Below are 20257 nucleotides of genomic sequence, written 5' to 3' on the forward strand. Positions count from 1 at the left end.
TCAACCACATGGAATTGCCCCCTCCGCTTCTCTCGCGGAGGGGGCAATGTCCATTACACAGGGTATTTCTTTAAAGAATCAACCACCCGCGACGGCGGGGATGATCGAGATCCCGGCGCCGTCCGGCGTGGCCGTCTCCAGGCCCTGCTCGAAGCGGACGTCGTCGTCGTTCACGTAGACGTTCACGAAGCGCCGCAGCTTGCCCTGGTCGTCCAGGACACGGGCCGCGATACCGGCGTGCTTGGCCTCCAGGTCGGCGATGACCTCGGAGAGGGTCGCCCCCTCGGCGGCGACCTCGGACTGCCCGCCGGTGTAGGTGCGCAGGATGGTGGGGATTCGGACGTTGACGCTCATGGGGTTCACCTCTTGATGCGGGGAGGAAGCGCCCCTGCAAGGGGCGCGGGGAACTGCGCGACCAGCCACAACGGCCCGCAGGCAGCGAACAAGGTCAGTCGGCGAGCCCGGCGGCGCGGAACGCCTCAAGGCTGGGCCGAATGGTCGCGGTGGCCTGCGAAGTCTCAGCGACGGCGTCAAGCGTCTTGAGGCCGTCACCCGTGTTCAACACAACCGTGGTGAGCGTGGGGTCGATGAGCCCCGCCTCGATCAGCTTCTTCGTGACGCCGACCGTCACACCGCCGGCGGTCTCCGCGAAGATCCCCTCGGTCCGGGCGAGCAGCTTGATCGCGTCGACGACCTGCTCGTCGTTCACGTCCTCCACCGCACCGCCGGTGCGCCGCGCGATGTCGAGCACGTACGGCCCGTCGGCGGGGTTGCCGATGGCGAGCGACTTGGCGATGGTGTTCGGCTTCTGGGGACGCACGACGTCGTGTCCGGCCTTGAAGGCGGCGGACACCGGCGAGCAGCCCTCGGCCTGCGCACCGAAGATCTTGTAGGGCTTGTCCTCGACCAGACCGAGCTGGATGAGCTCCTTGAGGCCCTTGTCGATCTTCGTGAGCTGGGACCCCGACGCGATCGGGATGACCAGCTGGTCGGGAAGGACCCACCCCAGCTGCTCGCAGATCTCGTACGCGAGGGTCTTGGAGCCCTCGCCGTAGTACGGCCGCAGGTTCACGTTCACGAAGCCCCAGCCCTCGCCCAGCGGGTCGCCGATGAGCTCGGAGCAGAAGCGGTTCACGTCGTCGTAGTTGCCCTCGATGCCGACGAGCTCGCCGCCGTAGACCGCGGCCATGACGACCTTGCCCTGCTCCAGGTCGTGCGGGATGAACACGCAGGAGCGGAAGCCGGCGCGGGCCGCGGCGGCACCGACGGCGCCCGCGAGGTTGCCGGTGGAGGAGCAGGAGAGGGTGGTGAAGCCGAACGCGCGCGCCGCCTCGATGGCCTGCGCGACGACACGGTCCTTGAAGGAGTGCGTCGGGTTTCCGGAGTCGTCCTTGACGAACAGCTTGCCCTGGTCGACGCCGAGCTCGCGCGCGAGGTTGTCGGCCTTGACGAGCTTGGTCCAACCGGGGTTGATGTTGGGCTTGTCCGCGACGTCCGCCGGGACGGGCAGCAGGGGCGCGTAGCGCCAGATGTTGTCGGGGCCGGACTCGATCTGCTTCCGGAGCGCCTCGGGGTCACCGGTCGGCAGGTCGTACGCCACTTCGAGCGGGCCGAAACAGGCCTGGCAGGCGAAGATCGGGCCGAGGGCGTAGAGCTCGCCGCACTCGCGGCAAGAGAGGCCCGACGCGGGGCCGAGGTCCACGGAACCCGTGGTGGAGGGGGTGGTGTCGTTCGATGCGACGGTCTGCGCAGCCATGGAGGCGAGGCCCTTTCTCCTCATCTTCCTCGCGACGCATCTCGCCGCGAGACGGAATTGGCACCTTCCCCACCGAGACCTCGCGTGCGCGGTCGGCGGGATGGTTGCCGGGGCTTCAACGGGCCGTATCCCTCTGCCCCTCTGGATGAGCGGTATGGCGCCGGGCTTCGGGGCCCGGGGCATTTGTGACGCGCCGACCCCCGACATGCGATGGTCATCCGCGTTGTTCAAGACTGTAACCGACGGCCTGGACCCTTGAGATAGTCGTCCGCACCGCGAGATGGATCACATGTAGGCCACACACAGGAGGAGCCACCCGTGCTGGAAGAGGCCGAGCGCTGGCTGACCAGGCGTTCCTGGTCCGTTGCCGACCGTCCGCTCAGCGCACTCCTCGACGCCAAACGGGCGTCGGGAGCCTCGGTGAGCGTCGTCCTGCCCGCGCTCGACGAGGAGGGGACGGTCGGTGAGATCGTCGCGGAGATCCGCCGCGCGCTCATCGAGAAGGCGCCTCTGGTCGACGAGCTCGTGGTGGTCGACTCCGGCTCGCGGGACCGCACGGCCGAGGTCGCCCGGGAGGCGGGCGCGCGGGTCGTGCACCGCGACGCGATCCTGCCGCGCATCCCGGCCGTGCCCGGCAAGGGCGAGGTCCTGTGGCGCTCGCTCCTGGTGACCGGCGGCGACATCGTGGCGTTCGTCGACGCGGACCTGAAGGAGTTCTCGGCGGACTTCGTCACCGGGATCGTGGGCCCCCTCCTGACCGAGCCGGACGTGGACTTCGTGAAGGCGATGTACGACCGCCCGCTGGCCGGTACGGCGGGGCAGGGCGGCCGGGTCACCGAGCTGATGGCGCGCCCGCTGCTCAACATGCACTGGCCCCAGCTGGCCGGGTTCGTCCAGCCGCTGGGCGGGGAGTACGCGGCGCGCAGGTCCCTCCTGGAGCGGCTGCCGTTCCCCGTCGGGTACGGGGTGGAGCTGGGCCTGCTGGTGGACGCGCTGCACACCGTGGGCCTGGACGCGCTCGCGCAGGTCGACGTGGGCGTGCGCAAGCACCGGCACCAGGACGGGCAGGCCCTGGGCAGGATGGCGGCGGCGATCTACCGGACCGCGCAGCTGCGGCTCGCGCGCGGCCATCTCGTACGCCCCGAGCTGACCCAGTTCGAACGGGGCGAGCACGGGTTCGAACCGCGGACCCATTCGGTGGACACGGAGGAGCGTCCGCCGATGGGCGGGATCGCGGAGTACACGGCTCGCCGCGTGGCGTAACCACCCCGAACCGTGCATTTTGTCTACATTCCCCACTTATGTGGGTCAGACAGGTAATGGGAAGCGCGCGACGCGTCGGTGCCGTGGCCACGGCGACGGCCACCCTCGCGGCAGGGGCGCTCGGCGCGGCCACCGCGCCCGCCGCCGCGGACGTGGTCGAGCCCTTCGCCAAGCGCTACGACGAATCGCTGTACGGCGACTTCAAGACCATCGGCAACACGGTCATGGGCTGCCCGACGACGCCCGCGAGCATGGCGGCGCGCTGCGCCACCGCCGCGGACGGCGAGGGCAAGGACAACAACAACACCTTTGTCATGCAGCGGATCAACGCCGCGGGCATGGACGACCGGTACGGGTCGAGCACCGGCCAGGTCGCGATCCCGCCCGGCGCGAAGGTCGCCTACGCCCGGCTCTTCTTCGGCGGCAACGACGGCACGTACAAGGGACCGAGCGGCGCGCAGCTCAAGCGCTGCGACATCTCCGGTGCCGACGTGCGGCCCTCCCCCGGCCAGCCGCTCGACACGGTGCCCGCCGTCAGCGTGGCGGGCGCCACCCCCGTGCAGGTGGACCCGACCGACCTGGTCAGGGACCCCGCGTCCACCAACGGCCCGCACTACTACACCGGAGAGGCCGACGTCACCGACCTCTTCGGCGGGGTGACCGGCACCGGAAGCCCCGTCCCGGTCGCGGTCGGCGACATCTGGGCGCCCACCGGCAAGGGCTGCGTCGCGGGCTGGTCCCTCACGGTCGTCTACAAGTACGACGCGCCCGACGAGGAGCACGCCCCCGACCGCCGCAACGTATACGTCTACGGCGGCCACGTCCTCCAGCGCTCCACCTCGCCCGCCACCAGCGTCAAGGTGGACGGCTTCTACCGCACCGACGGCAAGCCGCGCGCCAGCGTCACCGCGTACGAAGGCGACTGGAACACCCCCGGCGACCGGTTCGCGGTCGGCGGCCAGAACATCACCGAGACGCACACGGGCAACACCAACAACTTCTTCATCAGCGAGGACGACGGCGCCCTCGCCCCGAAGATGCGCAACAACCTCTCCATCGACGCCAAGGAGTTCGACGTCACGGGCAGCGGCACGCGCGCGCCCGCCGCCGAACCGATCCCCGTCGGGGCGACCTCCACCACGCTGAGCTTCTCCACCAAGGGCGACACCTACGTCCCCTCGGCCCTCGCGCTCTCCGTCCCCGTCCCCGACCTGGAGGTGACGAAGACCGCGAGCCCCAAGAAGATCAAGCCGGGCGACACCCTGACCTACACGGTCAAGGCGAAGAACAGCAGCAAGCTGGACTACCCGAACGCCAAGTTCAGCGACGACCTGAGCGACAACCTCGACGACGCGACGTACGGCGAGGACGCGAAGGCGAGCACCGGCGAGGTCTCGTACACCAAGCCGAAGATCAGCTGGACCGGCGACATCCCGGCCGGGCGGACCGCGACGGTGACGTACTCGGTGAAGGTCCACGACCCGGTCACCGGTGACGGCAAGCTGCTCAACGACGTCGACGTCGAGTCCCCGCGCTCCAACTGCGACGCGGGCAGCACCGACCCCCGCTGCGGCGCGGCGCCCGTCATCGAGCGCAGGCAGCCGCCGGTCAAGGTCAGCAACGTGCCCGCGCGGCGCACCGCTCCGCCGTGCAGCGAGGTCAAGAACACCATCACCGTCAAGAACCCCTCGCCCAGCACCCGCACCGGGGCCACCGCGTCCTGGCAGGCGACCCCCGGCTCCGAGCCGGTGGCCAGCAGCGGCACGGTCACCAAGAAGGGCGGGCGGTACGTCTGGAAGGGCGACGTCCGGCCCCACGGCAAGGTCACCGTCACCCAGCGGCTCAAGCTGTCCTGCAAGGCCGGCACGGTCCGGGTGATCACCGTGACGATGCCCGGCAGCAACTGCCCCCGGGCCGTGCGGGGCGGCGACGACCCGTGCACCTCGGCGATCCTGGCCCGGCGGGTGCAGGCACGGCCCGCCCCGCAGGACCAGCAGGCCGCGCCCGTGAGCCGCGACGGCACGCCGGGGCAACTGGCCGACACGGGAAGCGACTCGGACACCATGCTGTACGCCGGTCTGGCGATCTCCCTGTGCGCCCTGGGCGTCCTGGCGGTGGCGGCGGCGCGGAGCAGGCGCGACTAGGCCGCTGACGATCGACAGGTCACCGGTGGTCCGCGGCCGGTGACCGAACGCGTACGGCCGGGCCCGCCGGGGTCCGGCCGTACGTTTGAGTACCGCCCTCAGGGGCTAGGTTTCGCCACATGGTCTCCGAGCACTCCTCCGCCCAGATCCTCGTCGCGTCCAACCGCGGCCCCGTCACCTACACCCTTGAGGACAGCGGTGAACTGACGGCCAAGCGCGGCGGGGGCGGGCTTGTCTCCGGGCTCAGCGCGATCGGCGGGTCCGAGGGGGGCGAGCGGGCCCTGTGGGTGTGCGCGGCGCTGGGCGAGGGCGACCGCGAGGCCGTGCGGCGCGGGGTCGGCGAGCCGGGCGTGCGGATGCTGGACATCGACGCGGGTTCGCACGAGGGCGTGCACGCCGAGGCGTACAACGGCATCGCGAACTCGGTCCTGTGGTTCGTCCACCACATGCTGTACCAGACCCCGCTGGAACCGGCCTTCGGCCCGGAGTTCCGGGCGCAGTGGGCGTCGTACGAGACCTACAACCGGGCCTTCGCCGAGGCGCTCGCGGAGAGCGCGGGCGCGGACGCGGCGGTCCTGGTGCAGGACTACCACCTGGCGCTGGTGCCGGGCATGCTGCGCGAGCTCCGCCCCGACCTGCGCATCGGCCACTTCTCGCACACGCCGTGGGCCCCGGTGGACTACTTCCGGATGCTGCCGGACGACGTGGCGGAGCAGCTCCTGCGCGGCATCCTCGGCGCGGACCGGGCGGCGTTCCTGACGGGACGCTGGGCGGACGCGTTCACGGAGTGCTGCGTGGCCGTCCTGGGCGGTACGTCCGGTACGCGCATCGGGGTGCACGGCCTCGGGGCGGACGCGGACTTCCTGCGGGATCGCTCGCGGCAGGACGACGTGGAGGAGCGCCTGGTCGCGCTGCGGGAGCAGATCGGCGGCTCCGGCGACCGCAAGGTGATCGTCCGCGTGGACCGCACGGAGCTGTCGAAGAACATCGTCCGGGGGCTCCTCGCCTACCGCGAACTCCTGGAGACCCGCCCCGAGTGGCGCGAGCGCGTGGTGCACGTCGCCTTCGCCTACCCCTCCCGGCAGGACCTCGCGGTGTACCGCGACTACACGGCCGAGGTGCAGCGGGTCGCCGACGAGATCAACTCCCGCTTCGGCACGGAGGGCTGGACCCCGGTCGTGCTCCACGTGAAGGACGACTTCGCGCGCTCCCTCGCCGCGTACCGCCTGGCGGACGTGGCCCTGGTGAACCCCATCCGGGACGGCATGAACCTGGTCGCCAAGGAGGTCCCGGTGGTCTCGGACGAGGGCTGCGCGCTGGTCCTGTCCCGGGAGGCGGGGGCGTACGAGGAGCTGGGCGAGGACGCGGTGGTGGTGAACCCGTACGACGTGACGGCCACCGCGCAGGCCCTGCACACGGCCCTGACGATGCCGCCGGGCGAGCGCTCGGAACGGACCAAGCGCCTGGCGGCGGCGGCCACGGCCCTGCCCCCCGCCCAGTGGTTCCTCTCCCAGCTGCACGCGCTGGGCACCGCGGGCGGCGGTCAGCGGAGTTGAGCCGCCACGGCGCCCAGTAGTTCCACCACGCCCTGCGGGCCGTCCACCACCAGGTCGGCCCGCTCGGCCAGTTCATTGACCTCCGCGCTGCCGCTGCACACGAGCAGGCCCCGGACCTGGTCCGAGCGGAGTTTCTCCACGGCCGCGAAGGCGGGCAGGTCGCCCAGGTCGTCGCCCGCGTACAGGACGGTCTCGGCGCCCACCTCGCGCACGTAGTCGGCCAGGGCCACGCCCTTGTCCATGCCCGGCGGGCGCAACTCCAGGACCAGGCGGCCCGGTTCGACGATCAGGCCGTGGCGGGACGCCAGCTCGGCGAGGGGTTCGCGCAGCGCGTCGAAGGCGGCCTGCGGGTCGGCGGCACGGCGGGTGTGGACCGCGACCGCGCGGCCCTTCTCCTCTGTCCACGTGCCGCGCCAGGCGCCGATCGTGTCCAGGAAGCCCGGCAGCTCCGCGCGCACGGACGCCACCCCCGGGTGCGGCTCGGCCGCGTGCACGGTGGAGGAGACGGCGTCCCAGCGCTCGGCGCCGTAGTGCCCGAGCACCACGAGGTGTTCGAGGCCGGGGACGCCCGCGAGGCCGCCGTAGCGCACCGCGACGCCCGCCGGGCGGCCGGTGACGACCGCGACGGAGCACACCTTCGGCGCGAGCGCGGCGAGCGCGGGGACGGCGCCGGGGTGGGCGCGGGCCTGCTCGGGGTCGGGCACGATCGGGGCGAGCGTGCCGTCGAAGTCGAGCGCGATCACGGCCTTCTCGGGCCGTGCCAGGAGCGCGGCGAGCCCCTCGCGCCCCGCGGGGGTCACGGGCTCGGGCAGCTCGGGAGAGTACTCAAGGTCACCCATGGGCCCGACCCTACGCTCAACGCTCGCCGCGCCGGGACTCCCTGACCCGCCGGAGCCGGTTGACGGTGACCGGATCGTGCGCGAGGGCGCGGGGATCGTCGAGCAAAGCGTTCAGGAGCTGGTAGTAGCGCACCGGCACCAGGCCCAGCTGCTCGCGCACGGCCCGCTCCTTGGCGCCGGGTCCCGTGACCCAGTCCCGGCGCTCCAGGGCGAGGATCGCGCGGTCGCGCTCGGACAGGCCGGTGTCGGGGAACAGGTCGCCGCCCCTCGGCCCGTCGTCCCTCGCGTCGTCGTCCGGTGCATCGGTCATGCCGGCCACGCTATTCCGAGTTCTCCTCGGTGGCCGCCTTGGTCTGGATCTGGGTGAGGATCGACGCCGGATTGCCGTTCGTGTCCACGGCCTTGCCGATGTACTTCTTCACCTGGACCGAGACCTGCGCCCAGGACGTCTTGCCGACGGGGTACAGCTGCGAGGTGGGCAGCTCTTCCAGGAACTCGGCGAGCGCCTTGTCGCCCTTGTTGTCGGTCATCTGCTCGGCGGCGGAGTTCGTCACCGGCAGCAGGTCGTACTCGCGCGAGAAGTCCAGGACGTTCTCGGTGCTGTAGGTGAAGTCGAGGAACTTGCCGATCTCCTCGCGGTTCCCGCGCTGCTTGAAGGCCATCATCCAGTCGGCGACACCCATCGTGGCCTGGGTGTGGCCGTTCACCCCGGGCATCGGCACCATGCCGTACTTCACGCCCTTCTTCGCCGCCATCTGCATCAGCGTGGGGTGGCCGTTGAGCATGCCCACGTCGCCGCGCGTGAAGGCGGCGAAGGCCTCGGCGCGGTCGAGCTTGGCGGGCGGCGTGGGGCCCGTCAGCCCCTTGCCGACCAGCTCGTCCTTCAGCCAGGTGAAGGTCTTCACGTTCTGCGTGGAGTCGATGTCGTACGTGCCGACGTTGTCGGTGTAGCCGCCGCCCCCGCTGAGCAGCCACTGCATCGTCTCGGCCTGCGCCTCTTCCTTGCCGAGCGGCAGGGCGTAGGGGATCTTCACGCCGCGCGCCTTGAGCGTCTTGGCGGCGGCCGCGAGGTCGGTCCAGCTCTGCGGCGGGGTGAGGCCGGCGTCCTTGAAGATCTTCTGGTTGTAGAAGAGCAGGCGCGTGGAGGAGGCGAACGGCATGCCGTACTGGACGCGCTTGACCTCGCCCGCCTCGGAGAGGGGGGCCATGAAGTCGGCCTGGGTGGAGATCGAGACCAGGTCCTCGGTGCGGTACAGCTTGTCCGCGGCGGCGTAGTCGGCGTACGCGCCGATCTGCGCCAGGTCCGGGGCGTCGCCCGCCTTGACCATTTCCTTGACCTTGCGGTCCACGTCGGTCCAGGAGTAGACGCTGACGTCGATCTTGATGCCGGGGTTCTCGGCCTCGAACTTCCTGGCCAGCTTGTCCCAGTACTTCTGGGAGCTGTTGTCCTTGGAGTCGCCGTAGTCGGCCGCCACCAGCTTGAGGGTGACGTCGCCGGAGTCGCCGGGACCGCCGCAACCGGCGAGCACCGCTGCCATGCCCAGTGCGGCTATCGCCGCGGTCAGTCCTGTCGCGCGCCGCTGCACAGCTGTTCCCACCCTCGATGATCTTCGTGAACTGCGATTTTCCCTCGCGTATGGACACGAGGTCTACACCACCTCAGTATCGCTTGTGCAACGGCGTACCACTGACGTCCCACCGGCAAGGAGCCTTGACGCATGTCGCTCACCGCAGCAGAGATCGCAACCCAGCCCGCCTGCTGGCACCGGGCGGCCGAAGCCGCCGCCGCCTTCGACGGACTGCCGGAGCCGGGCGAGCGGGTGGCCGTCACCGGGTGCGGGACGTCGTGGTTCATGGCCATCGCGTACGCGGCGCTGCGGGAGGCCGCGGGGCAGGGCGAGACGGACGCGTTCGCGTCCTCGGAGTTCCCCGCGGGCCGCCGGTACGACCGCGTGGTCGCCATCACCCGGTCCGGGACGACCACGGAGGTCCTGGAGCTCCTGGGCGAGCTGAAGGGCGTGGTGCCGACCACGGCGATCACCGCCGACCCGAACACGCCGATCATGGACGCGGCCGACGCGGTGGCGGTCCTGGACTGGGCGGACGAGAAGTCGGTCGTCCAGACCCGCTTCGCCACGACCGCGCTCGCCTTCCTGCGGGCCGGGCTCGGGGACGTCCCCGGCGTGAAGTCGGTCGCCGAGGCGGCGGCCGACGCGGAGCTCGCGGTGACCGAGCCGCTGCCGGCGACGGCGGTGGAGGCCGAGCAGTGGACGTTCCTGGGCCGCGGCTGGACGTACGGCCTGGCGCTGGAGGCCGCCCTGAAGATGCGGGAGGCGGCGGGCGCCTGGACGGAGTCGTACCCCGCGATGGAGTACCGCCACGGGCCCATCGCGATCACCGGCCCCGGCCGGGTGGCGTGGATGTTCGGCGTCCTGCCCGAGGGCCTTGCGGGAGACGTGGCCCGGGTGGGCGGCGAGCTGATCGCCCACGAGGCGGCGGACCCCCTGGCGGACCTGATCCGCGCCCAGCGCCTGGCGGTGGCCCTGGCCGAGTCCCGAGGCCTGAACCCGGACACCCCCCGCAACCTGACCCGCAGCGTGATCCTGAGCTGATCCGGGCCTTCCGGGACGCCTGGTGGGCGGGAGACATCCGCCGCGAAGCGGCGGTTTAGGGTCACCCGCCCACCGGCGGAGCACGACGATTGACCGGAGTGGACTAGACCTCTCGCGGGCGACGCGCGAGACTGTCCTGCGTGAGACACGTCATCGCCCTCGATGTGGGCGGCACCGGAATGAAGGCCGCCCTGGTCGGGGCGGACGGCACGCTCCTGCACGAGGCCCGGCGGGCCACCGGCAGGGAACGCGGGGCCGACGCCGTGGTCGAGTCCATCCTCGGCTTCGCCGCCGACCTCCGCGCCCACGGAATCGCCGAGTTCGGCGAACCCGCCGCCGCGGCCGGCGTGGCGATCCCCGGGATCGTCGACACCGAGCACGGCATCGCCGTCTACGCCGCCAACCTCGGCTGGCGCGACGTCCCCATGCGCGACCTCCTGAGCCGAAGGCTCGAAGGCATCCCCGTGGCCCTCGGCCACGACGTCCGCACCGGCGGCCTCGCCGAGGGCAGGATCGGCGCGGGCAAGGGCGCCGACCGGTTCCTCTTCGTGCCCCTGGGCACCGGCATCGCCGGCGCCATCGGCATCGGCGGCGGCATCGAACCCGGCGCCCACGGCTCCGCGGGCGAGATCGGCCACATCATCGTGCGCCCCGGCGGCCCGCCCTGCGGCTGCGGCCAGCGCGGCTGCCTGGAGCGCCTCGCCTCCGCCTCGGCGGTCAGCGAGGCCTGGGCGGCGGCCAGCGGCGACCCGGAGGCGGACGCCGCGGACTGCGCCAAGGCCGTGGAGTCCGGCGACCCACGGGCCGTACAGGTGTGGCAGGACGCCGTCGACGCCCTCGCCGACGGCCTCATCACCGCCCTCACCCTCCTGGACCCGCACACCCTGATCATCGGTGGCGGTCTCGCCGAGGCCGGGGAAACCTTGTTCACACCCCTGCGGGCGGCCATGACGGAACGCATCGTCACGTTCCAGACCCAGCCGCTCCTCGTCCCCGCCGCCCTCGGGGACACCGCGGGGTGCCTGGGCGCGGGCCTGCTCGCCTGGGATCTGCTCGAAGGAACCGACCCCGACCCCACCCATTCCACGGAGGTAACCGCCTGATGGCCACTAGCAAGGTCCTCGCCGGTGCTCAGGTGGTCCTGCCCACCGGGACCCTTTCCAACGGCCGCGTGATCGTCGACGGCACGCGCATCGCGGATGGGGGTACCTCCCTGCTCGAGCGCGGCCGAGAGCCTGGGGGAGCTCCCGCGGATGCCGAAGTCGTCCAGCTCGGCTCCGACCACTGGGTCGTCCCCGGCTTCGTCGACCTCCACAACCACGGCGGCGGCGGCGCCTCCTTCACCTCCGGGACGGTCGAGGACGTGCTCAAGGGCGTCCACACGCACCGCCTGCACGGCACCACCACCGTCGTCGCCTCCACCGTCACCGGCGAGATGGACTTTCTGGCCCAGCGGGCGGGCATGCTCAGCGAGCTGGCCGAGCAGGGCGACATCGCCGGCGTCCACTTCGAGGGCCCCTTCATCTCGCCGTGCCGCAAGGGCGCGCACAGCGAGGTCCTCCTGCGCGACCCGGACCCCGCCGAGGTCCGCAAGCTGATCGACGCGGCCCGCGGCCGGGCCAAGATGCTCACGCTCGCCACCGAGCTGCCGGGCGGCATCGACTCCGTACGGCTCCTGGCCGAGCACGGCGTGATCGCGGCCATCGGGCACACGGACGCGACGTACGAGCAGACGGTGGAGGCCATCGACGCGGGCGCCACCGTGGCGACGCACCTGTACAACGCGATGCCGGGCCTCGGCCACCGCACGCCGGGCCCCATCGCCGCGCTCCTGGAGGACGAGCGGGTCACGGTCGAGCTGATCAACGACGGGACGCATCTGCACCCCGCCTCGTTCGAGCTGGCCTTCCACCACGCGGGCGCCGCCCGCACCGCGCTCATCACGGACGCGATGGACGCGGCGGGCTTCGGCGACGGCCGGTACATGCTCGGCCCGCTGGAGGTCGAGGTGAAGGACAGCGTCGCGCGCCTCGTCGAGGGCGGCTCGATCGCGGGCTCCACCCTCACCCTGGACCGCGCGTTCAAGCGCTCGGTGACCGTCGACGGGCTCTCCGTCGACGACGTCGTGCGGGCCATCTCCGCCAACCCGGCCAAGCTGCTCGGGATGTACGACACGGTGGGCTCCCTGGAGCCCGGCAAGGACGCCGACCTGGTGATCCTGGACGCGGAGTTCGCCCTGGTGGGCGTCATGCGCAAGGGTGACTGGGTGGTTGCCCCGCAATAGTCACAACTGGGGTGATTTCCCCCTCCGTTGAACGAGTGACGAACAGGACGCGGTTGGCCCTGACCCCTGGGCCAACCGCCTTCTCTTTGGCATGATCAGCCCCGAAAGAGACCGGCAGCAAGCGCGTTCTCCAGTGATCTCGGGGGTGAATGGCACGTGATTCTCACGGTGACCCTGAACACCGCCCTGGACATCACCTACCGCGTGCCCGCCCTCGTCCCGCACGCCTCGCACCGCGTCACCGAGGTCGTGGAGCGGCCCGGCGGCAAGGGCCTGAACGTCGCCCGCGTCCTCGCGGCCCTCGGCCACGACGTGACGGCGGCCGGCTTCGCGGGCGGCGACACGGGCCGCGTCCTGCACGAGCACCTCGCCCGCGAGCCCCGCGTCACGGACGCGCTCGTGCCGGTCGGGGGCGCGACCCGCCGCACGCTCGCCGTCGTCGACGCGGCGACCGGCGACACCACCCAGCTGAACGAGCCGGGCCCCACGGTCACCCCCGCCGAATGGACCGCCTTCCGCGAGTCGTACGAGGAGTTGCTGCGCTCGGGCGCCGCGGCCGTCGCGCTCTGCGGCAGCCTGCCGCCGGGCGTCCCGGTCGGCGCGTACGCGACGCTCGTCCGGGCCGCGCGGGCCGCCAAGGTCCCGGTGCTCCTCGACACCAGCGGCGAGGCGCTGCGCCGCGGCGTCGCCGCCCGCCCCGACATCGTCAAGCCGAACGCCGACGAACTGGCCGAGCTGACCGGCTCCCACGAACCCGCCCAGGCGACCCGTGACGCCCGCCGCAGGGGCGCGCACGCGGTGGTGGCATCGCTGGGCGCCGAGGGCCTGCGCGCCGTCACTCCCGAGGGCACCTGGCGGGCCGCCCCGCCCACCCGCGTGCGCGGCAACCCCACCGGCGCCGGTGACTCGGCGGTGGCGGGCCTGCTCTCCGGCCTGGTGGAGGAACTGTCCTGGCCCCAGCGCCTGGCCCGGGCCGTGGCGCTCTCCGCGGCGACCGTGGAGGCGCCGGTGGCGGGCGAGTTCGTGCCCGCGACGTACGAAGACCTGCTCGCGCGGGTCGCGGTGACCGGGGAGGCCACCGCGGCGTGAGGACACGCGTCACCGCGTGGGCGACGCACAACGGGCCGGACCGGCCCAGGAATTGGGGACATTCATCGTGCCACTCGTATCCACCGGTGACCTGGTATCCGACGCGCGCGCGGCGGGGCGCGGGGTCGCCGCGTTCAACGTGATCACGCTGGAGCACGCGGAGGCGATCGCCGCGGGCGCCGAGCAGGCGGGCTCCCCCGCGATCCTCCAGATCTCCGAGAACGCCGTGAAGTTCCACGGCGGCCGCCTGTCCGCCGTCGCGGCCGCCGCGGCGGCGGTGGCCCGCGCCTCCTCGGCGCCGCTGTCCCTGCACCTGGACCACGTCATGGACCCCGAACTCCTGCGGGCCGCGCACCCCGAGGGCTTCAGCTCGGTGATGTTCGACGCGTCGAAGATGGCGTACGCCGAGAACGTCGCGGCGACGGCGGAAGCGGTGCGCTGGGGCCACGAGCGCGGCATCTGGATCGAGGCGGAGCTCGGCAAGGTGGGCGGCAAGGAGGGCGAGGCCCCCCTGGACGCCCACGCGCCGGGCGTGCGGACGGATCCCGCGGAGGCCGCGTCCTACGTCGCGGACACGGGCGTGGACGCCCTCGCGGTGGCGGTCGGCTCCTCCCACGCGATGACGTCCCGCACGGCGTCCCTGGACCATGAGTTGATAGCCGCCCTCACGGCGGCCGTCCCCGTGCCCCTGGTGCTGCACGGCTCAAGTGGCGTACCGGACGAGGAGATCCGGGCGGCGGTCGCGTCCGGCATGGTCAAGATCAACGTGGGCACGGCCCTGAACACGGCCTTCACGGGCGCGGTCCGCGCGTACCTCACCGCCCACGGGACGGGCGTGGACCCCCGGAAATACCTCGCCCCGGCTCGCGAGGCGATGACCGGGACGGTGGCGGAGTTCCTGGGGCTGCTGAAGTAATCCTGGAGCAGCCCCAGGGGACGGGCGGGGGCAGGTCAGCCGTTGCTGCCCTCGACGAGCCACATCTGGTCGATGTTGGCCCCGGTCGTCCCGCACAGGTCGCTCTGGGCGCACGTGAGCGTGATCGAGTTGGTGCCCTTGGTGAGCTGGACCACCGCCCAGGTGTTGGTCCAGCCCTTCTCCCAGTTGCCTTCCTCGGCGTGGGAGAAGTTCTTCATGTTCAGGGGCCGGGTCTGCTTCTTGCCGTTGACGAGGATGGTGGCGTTCGAGTCCTTGCCGGGAACGCCGTAGTTCACCCGCAGGCTGTAAGCGCCGGACTCGGGGATGCCGTTGACGGTCCACGTCACCTGGGCGCCGACCTTGTCGAACCCGCCCACGTAGACACCGCCCTCGGCCTCGGCGCCCGCTATGTCCGAGGCCGTGGTCGTGCCGCCCTCCAGCTTGAGGGCCTTGGCGTCCGTCTTGGGGAGGTCGACCGGGTCCTTCTCGGGGTCCTTCGTCGGCTTCTCGCTGGGCTTGACCGTCTGGGCCTGCGTCGGCTTGGTGCCCGCGTCGTTGCCGTCGCCCTCGTCGTCGCCGCCGCCGGACAGCATCGCGGCGGTGATGCCGATGGCGACCACCGCGACCACCGCGATCGCGGCGATCAGGAGGCCCTTGGTGTTGGGGCCGCCGCCACGGCCGCCGGAGCCTCTGGACGCCGGGGTGTACTGCGGGGTCGCCGGGGCTCCGCCGGGCTGCGTCTCCGGTGCGGCGTAGTGCGCGTTCGGCTGGCCGTAGGCCTGCTGCTGCGGCGGCACCTGCTGGCCGTACGCCGGCGCGGCCTGCGTGCCGTACGTGTTCGGACGGCGGTCGCCGACCGCGCGCACGTGGTTGTACGAGGACCGCGGACCGGGATATCCGTAGCCGCCCCCGCCGCTGGGCGGGGTGGCGCCGGCCGCCTGTCCGTCTTCGTACAGATAGCCGAACGGATCGTCGTCGCCCTCTGGCGGGTTCGGCGTGTGCTCGCCGTTGTTGCCGGGCGTCATTCCCAGGTCACTCCCTCATGTCGCTGACCGGGGGAGCCTACCCGCTCCGAGTGATCCCACGGGGTGGCGTTGACCTCATCCGGCCCGCCTGTGCTGCTTGGCACGGGACCGTTTCTCCACGTACATCCGCTGGTCAGCGGAGTGCAACACCTCGTCAGCCGACATCCCGCAGTGGGCCCAGCCGATGCCGAAACTGGCACCGACCCGGACCGCCCTGCCGTCCACCCGGATCGGCGGGATGATCGCGTTCCGCAGCCGGACCGCGAGGTCCTGCGCGTCCGCGCGGCCGAGGCCGTCGGCCAGGACGACGAATTCGTCGCCGCCGAGCCGGGCGACCGTGTCCCCGTCGCGGACCCCGCTGGTCAGCCGCCTGGCGACCTCGATGAGCACCGCGTCACCCGTGTGGTGCCCGAAGCGGTCGTTGATCGACTTGAAGCCGTCGAGGTCGCAGAAGAGCACGGCCAGGCCCTTGGTGCCGTCGTCCGTGTCCCCGTGCCCCTCGGGCGGCGCGATCGTGTGCACGTGGTGGTCGAAGCCGTCGCCGCCCTGCTGGAGGGCGTGGGCGTTGTTCGAGCCGTAGTCGAAGCTGTGCTGGCCGTCCGCGTCGTACACGCCGTCGTACGCCGCGTCCAGCGAGTCCACGGCGCTCGGCTGACCCGCGTGCGGCCTGCGACAGAGCCGGGCGCTGAGGCGCGAGCGCAGTTCGGCGGAGTTCGGCAGACCGGTGAGCGAGTCGTGCGAGGCGCGGTGGGCGAGCTGGAGCTCGCGGCGCTTGCGCTCCTCTATGTCCTCGACGTGGGTGAGCAGGAAGCGCGGCCCGTCGGCGGCGTCCGCGACGACGGAGTTGCGCAGGGACACCCAGACGTACGTCCCGTCGCGGCGCGCGAGGCGCAGCTCGGCCCGGCCGCCCTCGGCGGAGGTCCGCAGGAGGGTGCCGATGTCCTCGGGGTGGACCAGGTCGGAGAACGAATAGCGGCGCATCGCGGAGGCGGGGCGGCCAAGCAGGCGGCACAGCGCGTCGTTGGTCCGCAGGATCCGCCCGTGCTGGTCGCCGCCCATCTCGGCGATGGCCATGCCGGAGGGCGCGTACTCGAAGGCCTGGCGGAAGGACTCCTCGCTGGCCCGCAGCGCCTGCTGCTCGCGCTCCAGGCGGACCAGGGCGCGCTGCATGTTGGCGCGGAGCCGGGCGTTGCTGATCGCGATGGCGGCCTGGAAGGCGTACATCTGGAGGGCCTCGCGGCCCCAGGCGCCGGGCCTGCGGCCGTTGCGCGGACGGTCCACGGAGATCACGCCGAGCAGTTCGCCGCCGGCCGCGCCCGTGGCGTACATCGGGGCGAAGAGGCGGTCGGCCGGGTGCCACTCGTCCTCGAAGCGGGGCTCGGGGCCGTCGGTGTACCACTGGGGGACGTCGTCCTCGTCGAGGACCCAGCCCTCGGTGTACGAGATGAAGCGCAGGGCGCCCCAGGCCTCGCCCATGGAGAGACGCTTCTCCCAGGCCTCGCGGGAGCCGACGCGGCCGGTGATGAGGGCCTCGGCGGCGGTGTTGCCCGCGAAAGCGGCGACCACGAGGTCGCCGTCAGGGCGCACGAGGTTCACGCACGCCAGTTCATAGCCAAGGCCGTTGACCACGCCGTCGGCGACGGTCTGCAGCGTGTCCGCCAGGCTCCGGGCCGTGTTGAGATCCGCCACCACCTGATGCAGCTGCCGCAGGGTCGCAAGACGGACGTACGGCTCCGACTCGGTCTCCATTGCTCGCTCTCCCCGAGACCTCGACAGCAACTCCAGGATTCGCAGCGCCCTTAGTGTTCTCTCAGTACCTGAGTTCTCTCAGTGTCTGATTGCCACCGTCACTGAATCACAGCGAGCAGCCCGCTCGGTACACAGGGTCAACAAAATATGGGTCCTGTGACTCAAGTCACAGATGGGAAGCCTTCGTTGGTCCAGTCCACTCGCATTCAACACCCCTCGTGAGGCGCCGTGCGGGGGCTTCGCGGCCCGCATCGGCCATCGGTCCTAGGCCCGGTCTCGGCCCTGGGCCCGATGTGGCGGCGGGGAGCGCGGGGCTAGCGTCACTCCCGTGGTTCCCGTACTGAAGACATCCCCGGGGAGCGCTTCCGCGACTCCTCCCGCCCCGCCCGCCCCCCGTGCCCCGTCCCCGGACGGGCATCCTGTGGGGGTGAGCAACGAAGAGTTCCGCGCCGCCATGTCCCGGCTGGCCGCAGGCGTGGTCCTGGTGACCGCGTGCGAGCCGTCGCTGGACGCGGACGACCCGCAGGCGCCGGTCGGCGAGGACGTCGGCATGACCGCGACGGCCTTCCTTTCCGTGTCCCTCGATCCGCCGCTGGTGCTGGTCAGCCTGCGTGAGGGGTCCCGGATGGACGACCTGCTCGCCGAGCAGCCGCTGTGGGGCGTCTCGGTGCTCTCCGAGAGCCAGCGCCACATCGCGGGCCGGTTCGCGATGAAGGGCCGGATCAGCGACCGGCTGCTCTTCGAGGACCTGCCCTACACCCGGGGCGAGACGTCGGGGTCGCCGCTGATCGGCGGCGCGCTCGCGACGCTGGAGTGCCGGACCGAACAGACGGTGACAGCGGGTGATCACACCCTCGTCATCGGGCGTGTACTTTCGGCTGCCCTGCCGAGCGCCGAGGGGGGCCCGCTGGTGTATTTCAAGGGGAAGTACCGACAGCTCGGCTGAGGGGCCGGTCCAGGGCCCGGGCCCGGCCGATGGTTTTAGGTTGAACGACATTTGCTGCCGCACCTTTGCCCGGGAAGGGTGCGGAGGCCGCCCCGGGGAGCTCAGCCCCAGCCCTCTCCCGCGCGTCCGCGCTTGGTCTGGCTGCGCTGCTTCTTCTCGCGCAGCCGCCGTTCGTTGATCCCCCGGGGGATCTTCGTGGCGCGGCGGGGGCGCGGCGGCGGCGCGGTGGCCTCGGCGAGCAGTGCGGCGAGGCGGGTGGCCGCCATCTCGCGGTTGCGCCACTGGGAGCGGTGCTCGGAGGCCCGCACGCTGACGACACCGCCGACGAGCCTGCTCGCGAGCCGCTCCAGGGCGCGCTCCTTCCACACCGGAGGCAGCGCTTCGGTGTGGGCCAGGTCGAATCTCAGCTCCACCTGCGAATCGCTGGTGTTGACGTGCTGACCGCCCGGCCCGGAGGACCTGGAGAAGCGCCACATGAGCTCCGCCTCGGGAAGACAGACGGAGCCGCGGATGACATAGGGACCGGACATGGGTCCTATCGTCCCGCGTCTGTCCGGTCCACGTCACCCGTATTTACGGCGCGCCCCGCTTGCGACGCGTGGGGCGCCAGAGGTGAGTAAAGAAAGTAAAAGGAGCTGGAACCTCTGGGACCCCGGTCGACGTTCATAGGGGTGACGGTAGCTTCGTCCCCAGAACGAAGCCCGTTCGTACGCAACGAGGGAAGGGACTCCCAACAATGGCAGTAAGCCTGTCCAAGGGTGGCAACGTCTCGCTCACCAAGGAGGCTCCGGGCCTGACCGCCGTCACCGTGGGCCTCGGCTGGGACGTCCGCACCACCACTGGCACCGACTTCGACCTGGACGCCTCGGCCATCGCGGTGAACCCGCAGGGCAAGGTCTTCTCGGACCAGCACTTCGTCTTCTTCAACAACAAGGCGACGCCGGACCAGACCATCGTGCACACCGGCGACAACGTCACGGGTGAGGGCGAGGGCGACGACGAGCAGATCAACGTCAACCTGGCAGGCCTCCCGGCCGACATCGACAAGATCGTCTTCCCGGTCTCGATCTACGACGCCGAGAACCGCTCGCAGAACTTCGGCCAGGTGCGGAACGCCTTCATCCGCATCCTCAACCAGGCCGGCGGCACGGAGATCGCCCGCTATGACCTGAGCGAGGACGCCGCCACCGAGACCGCCATGGTCTTCGGCGAGCTGTACCGCAGCGGCGCGGAGTGGAAGTTCCGCGCGGTCGGCCAGGGCTACGCCTCGGGCCTCGTCGGCATCGCCCAGGACTTCGGCGTCAACGTCTGAGGTTCACCGGCCGGTTCATGGGCCGGTTCGCGAGGGCCCCGGGCGCAAGCTGCGCCGGGGGCCCTCGCGGCGTTCGAGGCACCCCGGCTCCCGCGGGGTCGTCGCTCCCGCGCGACGGCGGCAGCCGGGGCCCGCTCCCGTACGGCAGCGCGAACACGATCGTGCGACAGACCCGCGCCTTCGAGTCCCTGCGGACGGGCGGCTAACCGAGTGCGGGGCTACCCTGCGCCGCATGATCCTCGAACCGCTCGTCCCCGCGGAAAGCGGCGCACTCCCCGGCGAGCTGCTCACCGAGCTCACCGCCCTGTACGCGTCGAACCACGCCTTCCACGCCCTGTCCGGGGACTTCCCGGACCCGGACGACATCCGCCCCGAGCAGGTCGCCGCCGCGCTCGCGGACGAACTGGCGGTGCCCGGGTCCGAGGTGCTCGTCGCGCGGTCCGCGGGCCGGGTCGTCGGGATCGCCGTCACGCTGGACCACCACCCCGACCCCGCCGACCCCGACCCGTGGATCGGCCTGCTCATGGTGGACGCCGGGCAGCAGCGCTCCGGCCACGGCCGCGCGTTCGCGACCCGCGTCGAGGAACGCTTCCGGGCGGCCGGGCGCACGGCCCTGCGACTGGCGGTGCTCGACGGCAACGCCGGCGGCCTCGCCTTCTGGCAGGCACTCGGCTACGAGATCATCGGCCACCGCGAGGACCGCGCGGCGAACCGCCCCTGCACGGTCCTGCGCAAACCGCTCTCCTGACCGCCGGGAGAGCGGGCC

Annotated in this window: 19 protein-coding genes and 1 riboswitch; of the genes, 11 read left to right on the forward strand and 8 right to left on the reverse strand. The window is 71.8% G+C overall.

Annotation, left to right across the window (positions count from 1 at the left end; all coding sequences use genetic code 11):
• Nucleotides 1-78: 78 nt before the first annotated feature.
• Nucleotides 79-354 (reverse strand): MoaD/ThiS family protein, encoded by a 276-nt coding sequence (locus QBL25_RS19810; protein ID WP_409058374.1) that lies wholly within the window; start codon nt 352-354, stop codon nt 79-81.
• A gap of 94 nt (nt 355-448) precedes the next feature.
• On the reverse strand, nt 449-1756 hold the full coding sequence (gene thrC, locus QBL25_RS19815; RefSeq protein WP_409058375.1) for a threonine synthase: 1308 nt from the start codon (nt 1754-1756) through the stop codon (nt 449-451).
• Nucleotides 1757-1773: 17 nt separating this feature from the next.
• A riboswitch (SAM riboswitch) is annotated at nt 1774-1908 on the reverse strand.
• A 166-nt stretch (nt 1909-2074) separates the two neighbouring features.
• Here thrC and QBL25_RS19820 point away from each other — a divergent pair.
• From QBL25_RS19820 to QBL25_RS19830, 3 genes are all read left to right on the forward strand, one after another.
• Nucleotides 2075-3019, forward strand: coding sequence for a glucosyl-3-phosphoglycerate synthase (locus QBL25_RS19820; protein ID WP_409058376.1), 945 nt, complete (start codon nt 2075-2077; stop codon nt 3017-3019).
• Nucleotides 3020-3102: 83 nt separating this feature from the next.
• Nucleotides 3103-5163 carry a hypothetical protein gene (locus QBL25_RS19825; protein ID WP_409058377.1) on the forward strand — a complete coding sequence of 687 codons (2061 nt, stop codon included), beginning with the start codon at nt 3103-3105 and terminating at the stop codon, nt 5161-5163.
• Nucleotides 5164-5282: 119 nt separating this feature from the next.
• Nucleotides 5283-6719, forward strand: coding sequence for a trehalose-6-phosphate synthase (locus tag QBL25_RS19830; RefSeq protein WP_409058378.1), 1437 nt, complete (start codon nt 5283-5285; stop codon nt 6717-6719).
• Here QBL25_RS19830 and otsB read toward each other — a convergent pair.
• From otsB to QBL25_RS19845, 3 genes are read right to left on the reverse strand one after another with little or no spacing between them, the layout of a single operon-like run.
• Nucleotides 6707-7558, reverse strand: coding sequence for a trehalose-phosphatase (otsB, locus tag QBL25_RS19835; RefSeq protein WP_409058379.1), 852 nt, complete (start codon nt 7556-7558; stop codon nt 6707-6709). The two genes, QBL25_RS19830 and otsB, sit on opposite strands and share 13 nt — an antisense overlap.
• Before the next feature lie 16 nt (nt 7559-7574).
• The gene (locus tag QBL25_RS19840; RefSeq protein WP_409058380.1) at nt 7575-7868 is read right to left on the reverse strand and encodes a DUF3263 domain-containing protein; all 294 of its coding nucleotides are present in this window, start codon (nt 7866-7868) and stop codon (nt 7575-7577) included.
• 10 nt (nt 7869-7878) lie between these two features.
• Entirely contained in the window at nt 7879-9096 is a 1218-nt protein-coding gene (locus tag QBL25_RS19845; RefSeq protein WP_409062713.1) for an ABC transporter substrate-binding protein, read from the reverse strand.
• Nucleotides 9097-9276: 180 nt separating this feature from the next.
• On the opposite strand from QBL25_RS19845, the gene QBL25_RS19850 reads away from it, so the two are divergent.
• The 5 genes from QBL25_RS19850 (at nt 9277) to QBL25_RS19870 (ending at nt 14459) form a co-directional block, all read left to right on the forward strand.
• Nucleotides 9277-10170 (forward strand): SIS domain-containing protein, encoded by an 894-nt coding sequence (locus tag QBL25_RS19850; protein ID WP_409058381.1) that lies wholly within the window; start codon nt 9277-9279, stop codon nt 10168-10170.
• A 140-nt stretch (nt 10171-10310) separates the two neighbouring features.
• Nucleotides 10311-11273: an ROK family protein gene (locus tag QBL25_RS19855; RefSeq protein ID WP_409058382.1), complete on the forward strand. Its 963-nt coding sequence runs from the start codon at nt 10311-10313 to the stop codon at nt 11271-11273.
• Nucleotides 11273-12454: an N-acetylglucosamine-6-phosphate deacetylase gene (gene nagA, locus QBL25_RS19860; protein ID WP_409058383.1), complete on the forward strand. Its 1182-nt coding sequence runs from the start codon at nt 11273-11275 to the stop codon at nt 12452-12454. Before QBL25_RS19855 ends, nagA begins: the two co-directional genes overlap by 1 nt.
• Before the next feature lie 156 nt (nt 12455-12610).
• Nucleotides 12611-13543 (forward strand): 1-phosphofructokinase family hexose kinase, encoded by a 933-nt coding sequence (locus tag QBL25_RS19865; protein WP_409058384.1) that lies wholly within the window; start codon nt 12611-12613, stop codon nt 13541-13543.
• A gap of 67 nt (nt 13544-13610) precedes the next feature.
• Entirely contained in the window at nt 13611-14459 is an 849-nt protein-coding gene (locus QBL25_RS19870) for a ketose-bisphosphate aldolase (protein WP_409058385.1), read from the forward strand.
• A gap of 35 nt (nt 14460-14494) precedes the next feature.
• Here QBL25_RS19870 and QBL25_RS19875 read toward each other — a convergent pair whose 3' ends face one another.
• Both QBL25_RS19875 and cdgB read right to left on the reverse strand, forming a co-directional pair.
• Nucleotides 14495-15484 carry a carbohydrate-binding protein gene (locus QBL25_RS19875; RefSeq protein ID WP_409058386.1) on the reverse strand — a complete coding sequence of 330 codons (990 nt, stop codon included), beginning with the start codon at nt 15482-15484 and terminating at the stop codon, nt 14495-14497.
• Between the two features lie 75 nt (nt 15485-15559).
• Entirely contained in the window at nt 15560-17233 is a 1674-nt protein-coding gene (gene cdgB / locus QBL25_RS19880; RefSeq protein WP_409058387.1) for a diguanylate cyclase CdgB, read from the reverse strand.
• 454 nt (nt 17234-17687) lie between these two features.
• Between cdgB and QBL25_RS19885 the strand changes: the two genes are divergently transcribed.
• Entirely contained in the window at nt 17688-18179 is a 492-nt protein-coding gene (locus QBL25_RS19885) for a flavin reductase family protein (protein WP_409062714.1), read from the forward strand.
• 101 nt (nt 18180-18280) lie between these two features.
• Here the strand turns inward: QBL25_RS19885 and arfB are convergent, their stop codons facing one another.
• Nucleotides 18281-18718 carry an alternative ribosome rescue aminoacyl-tRNA hydrolase ArfB gene (arfB, locus tag QBL25_RS19890; protein WP_409062715.1) on the reverse strand — a complete coding sequence of 146 codons (438 nt, stop codon included), beginning with the start codon at nt 18716-18718 and terminating at the stop codon, nt 18281-18283.
• Between the two features lie 197 nt (nt 18719-18915).
• Here arfB and QBL25_RS19895 point away from each other — a divergent pair, with 197 nt between their 5' ends.
• Both QBL25_RS19895 and QBL25_RS19900 read left to right on the forward strand, forming a co-directional pair.
• The gene (locus QBL25_RS19895; RefSeq protein WP_409058388.1) at nt 18916-19491 is read left to right on the forward strand and encodes a TerD family protein; all 576 of its coding nucleotides are present in this window, start codon (nt 18916-18918) and stop codon (nt 19489-19491) included.
• Nucleotides 19492-19723: 232 nt separating this feature from the next.
• Nucleotides 19724-20239, forward strand: a complete 516-nt coding sequence (locus QBL25_RS19900) for a GNAT family N-acetyltransferase (protein WP_409058389.1) — start codon at nt 19724-19726, stop codon at nt 20237-20239.
• Nucleotides 20240-20257: the final 18 nt, after the last annotated feature.

Origin of the sequence: Streptomyces sp. SYP-A7185 (genome assembly GCF_046103685.1) — a bacterium.
Taxonomy (GTDB): Bacteria; Actinomycetota; Actinomycetes; order Streptomycetales; family Streptomycetaceae; genus Streptomyces.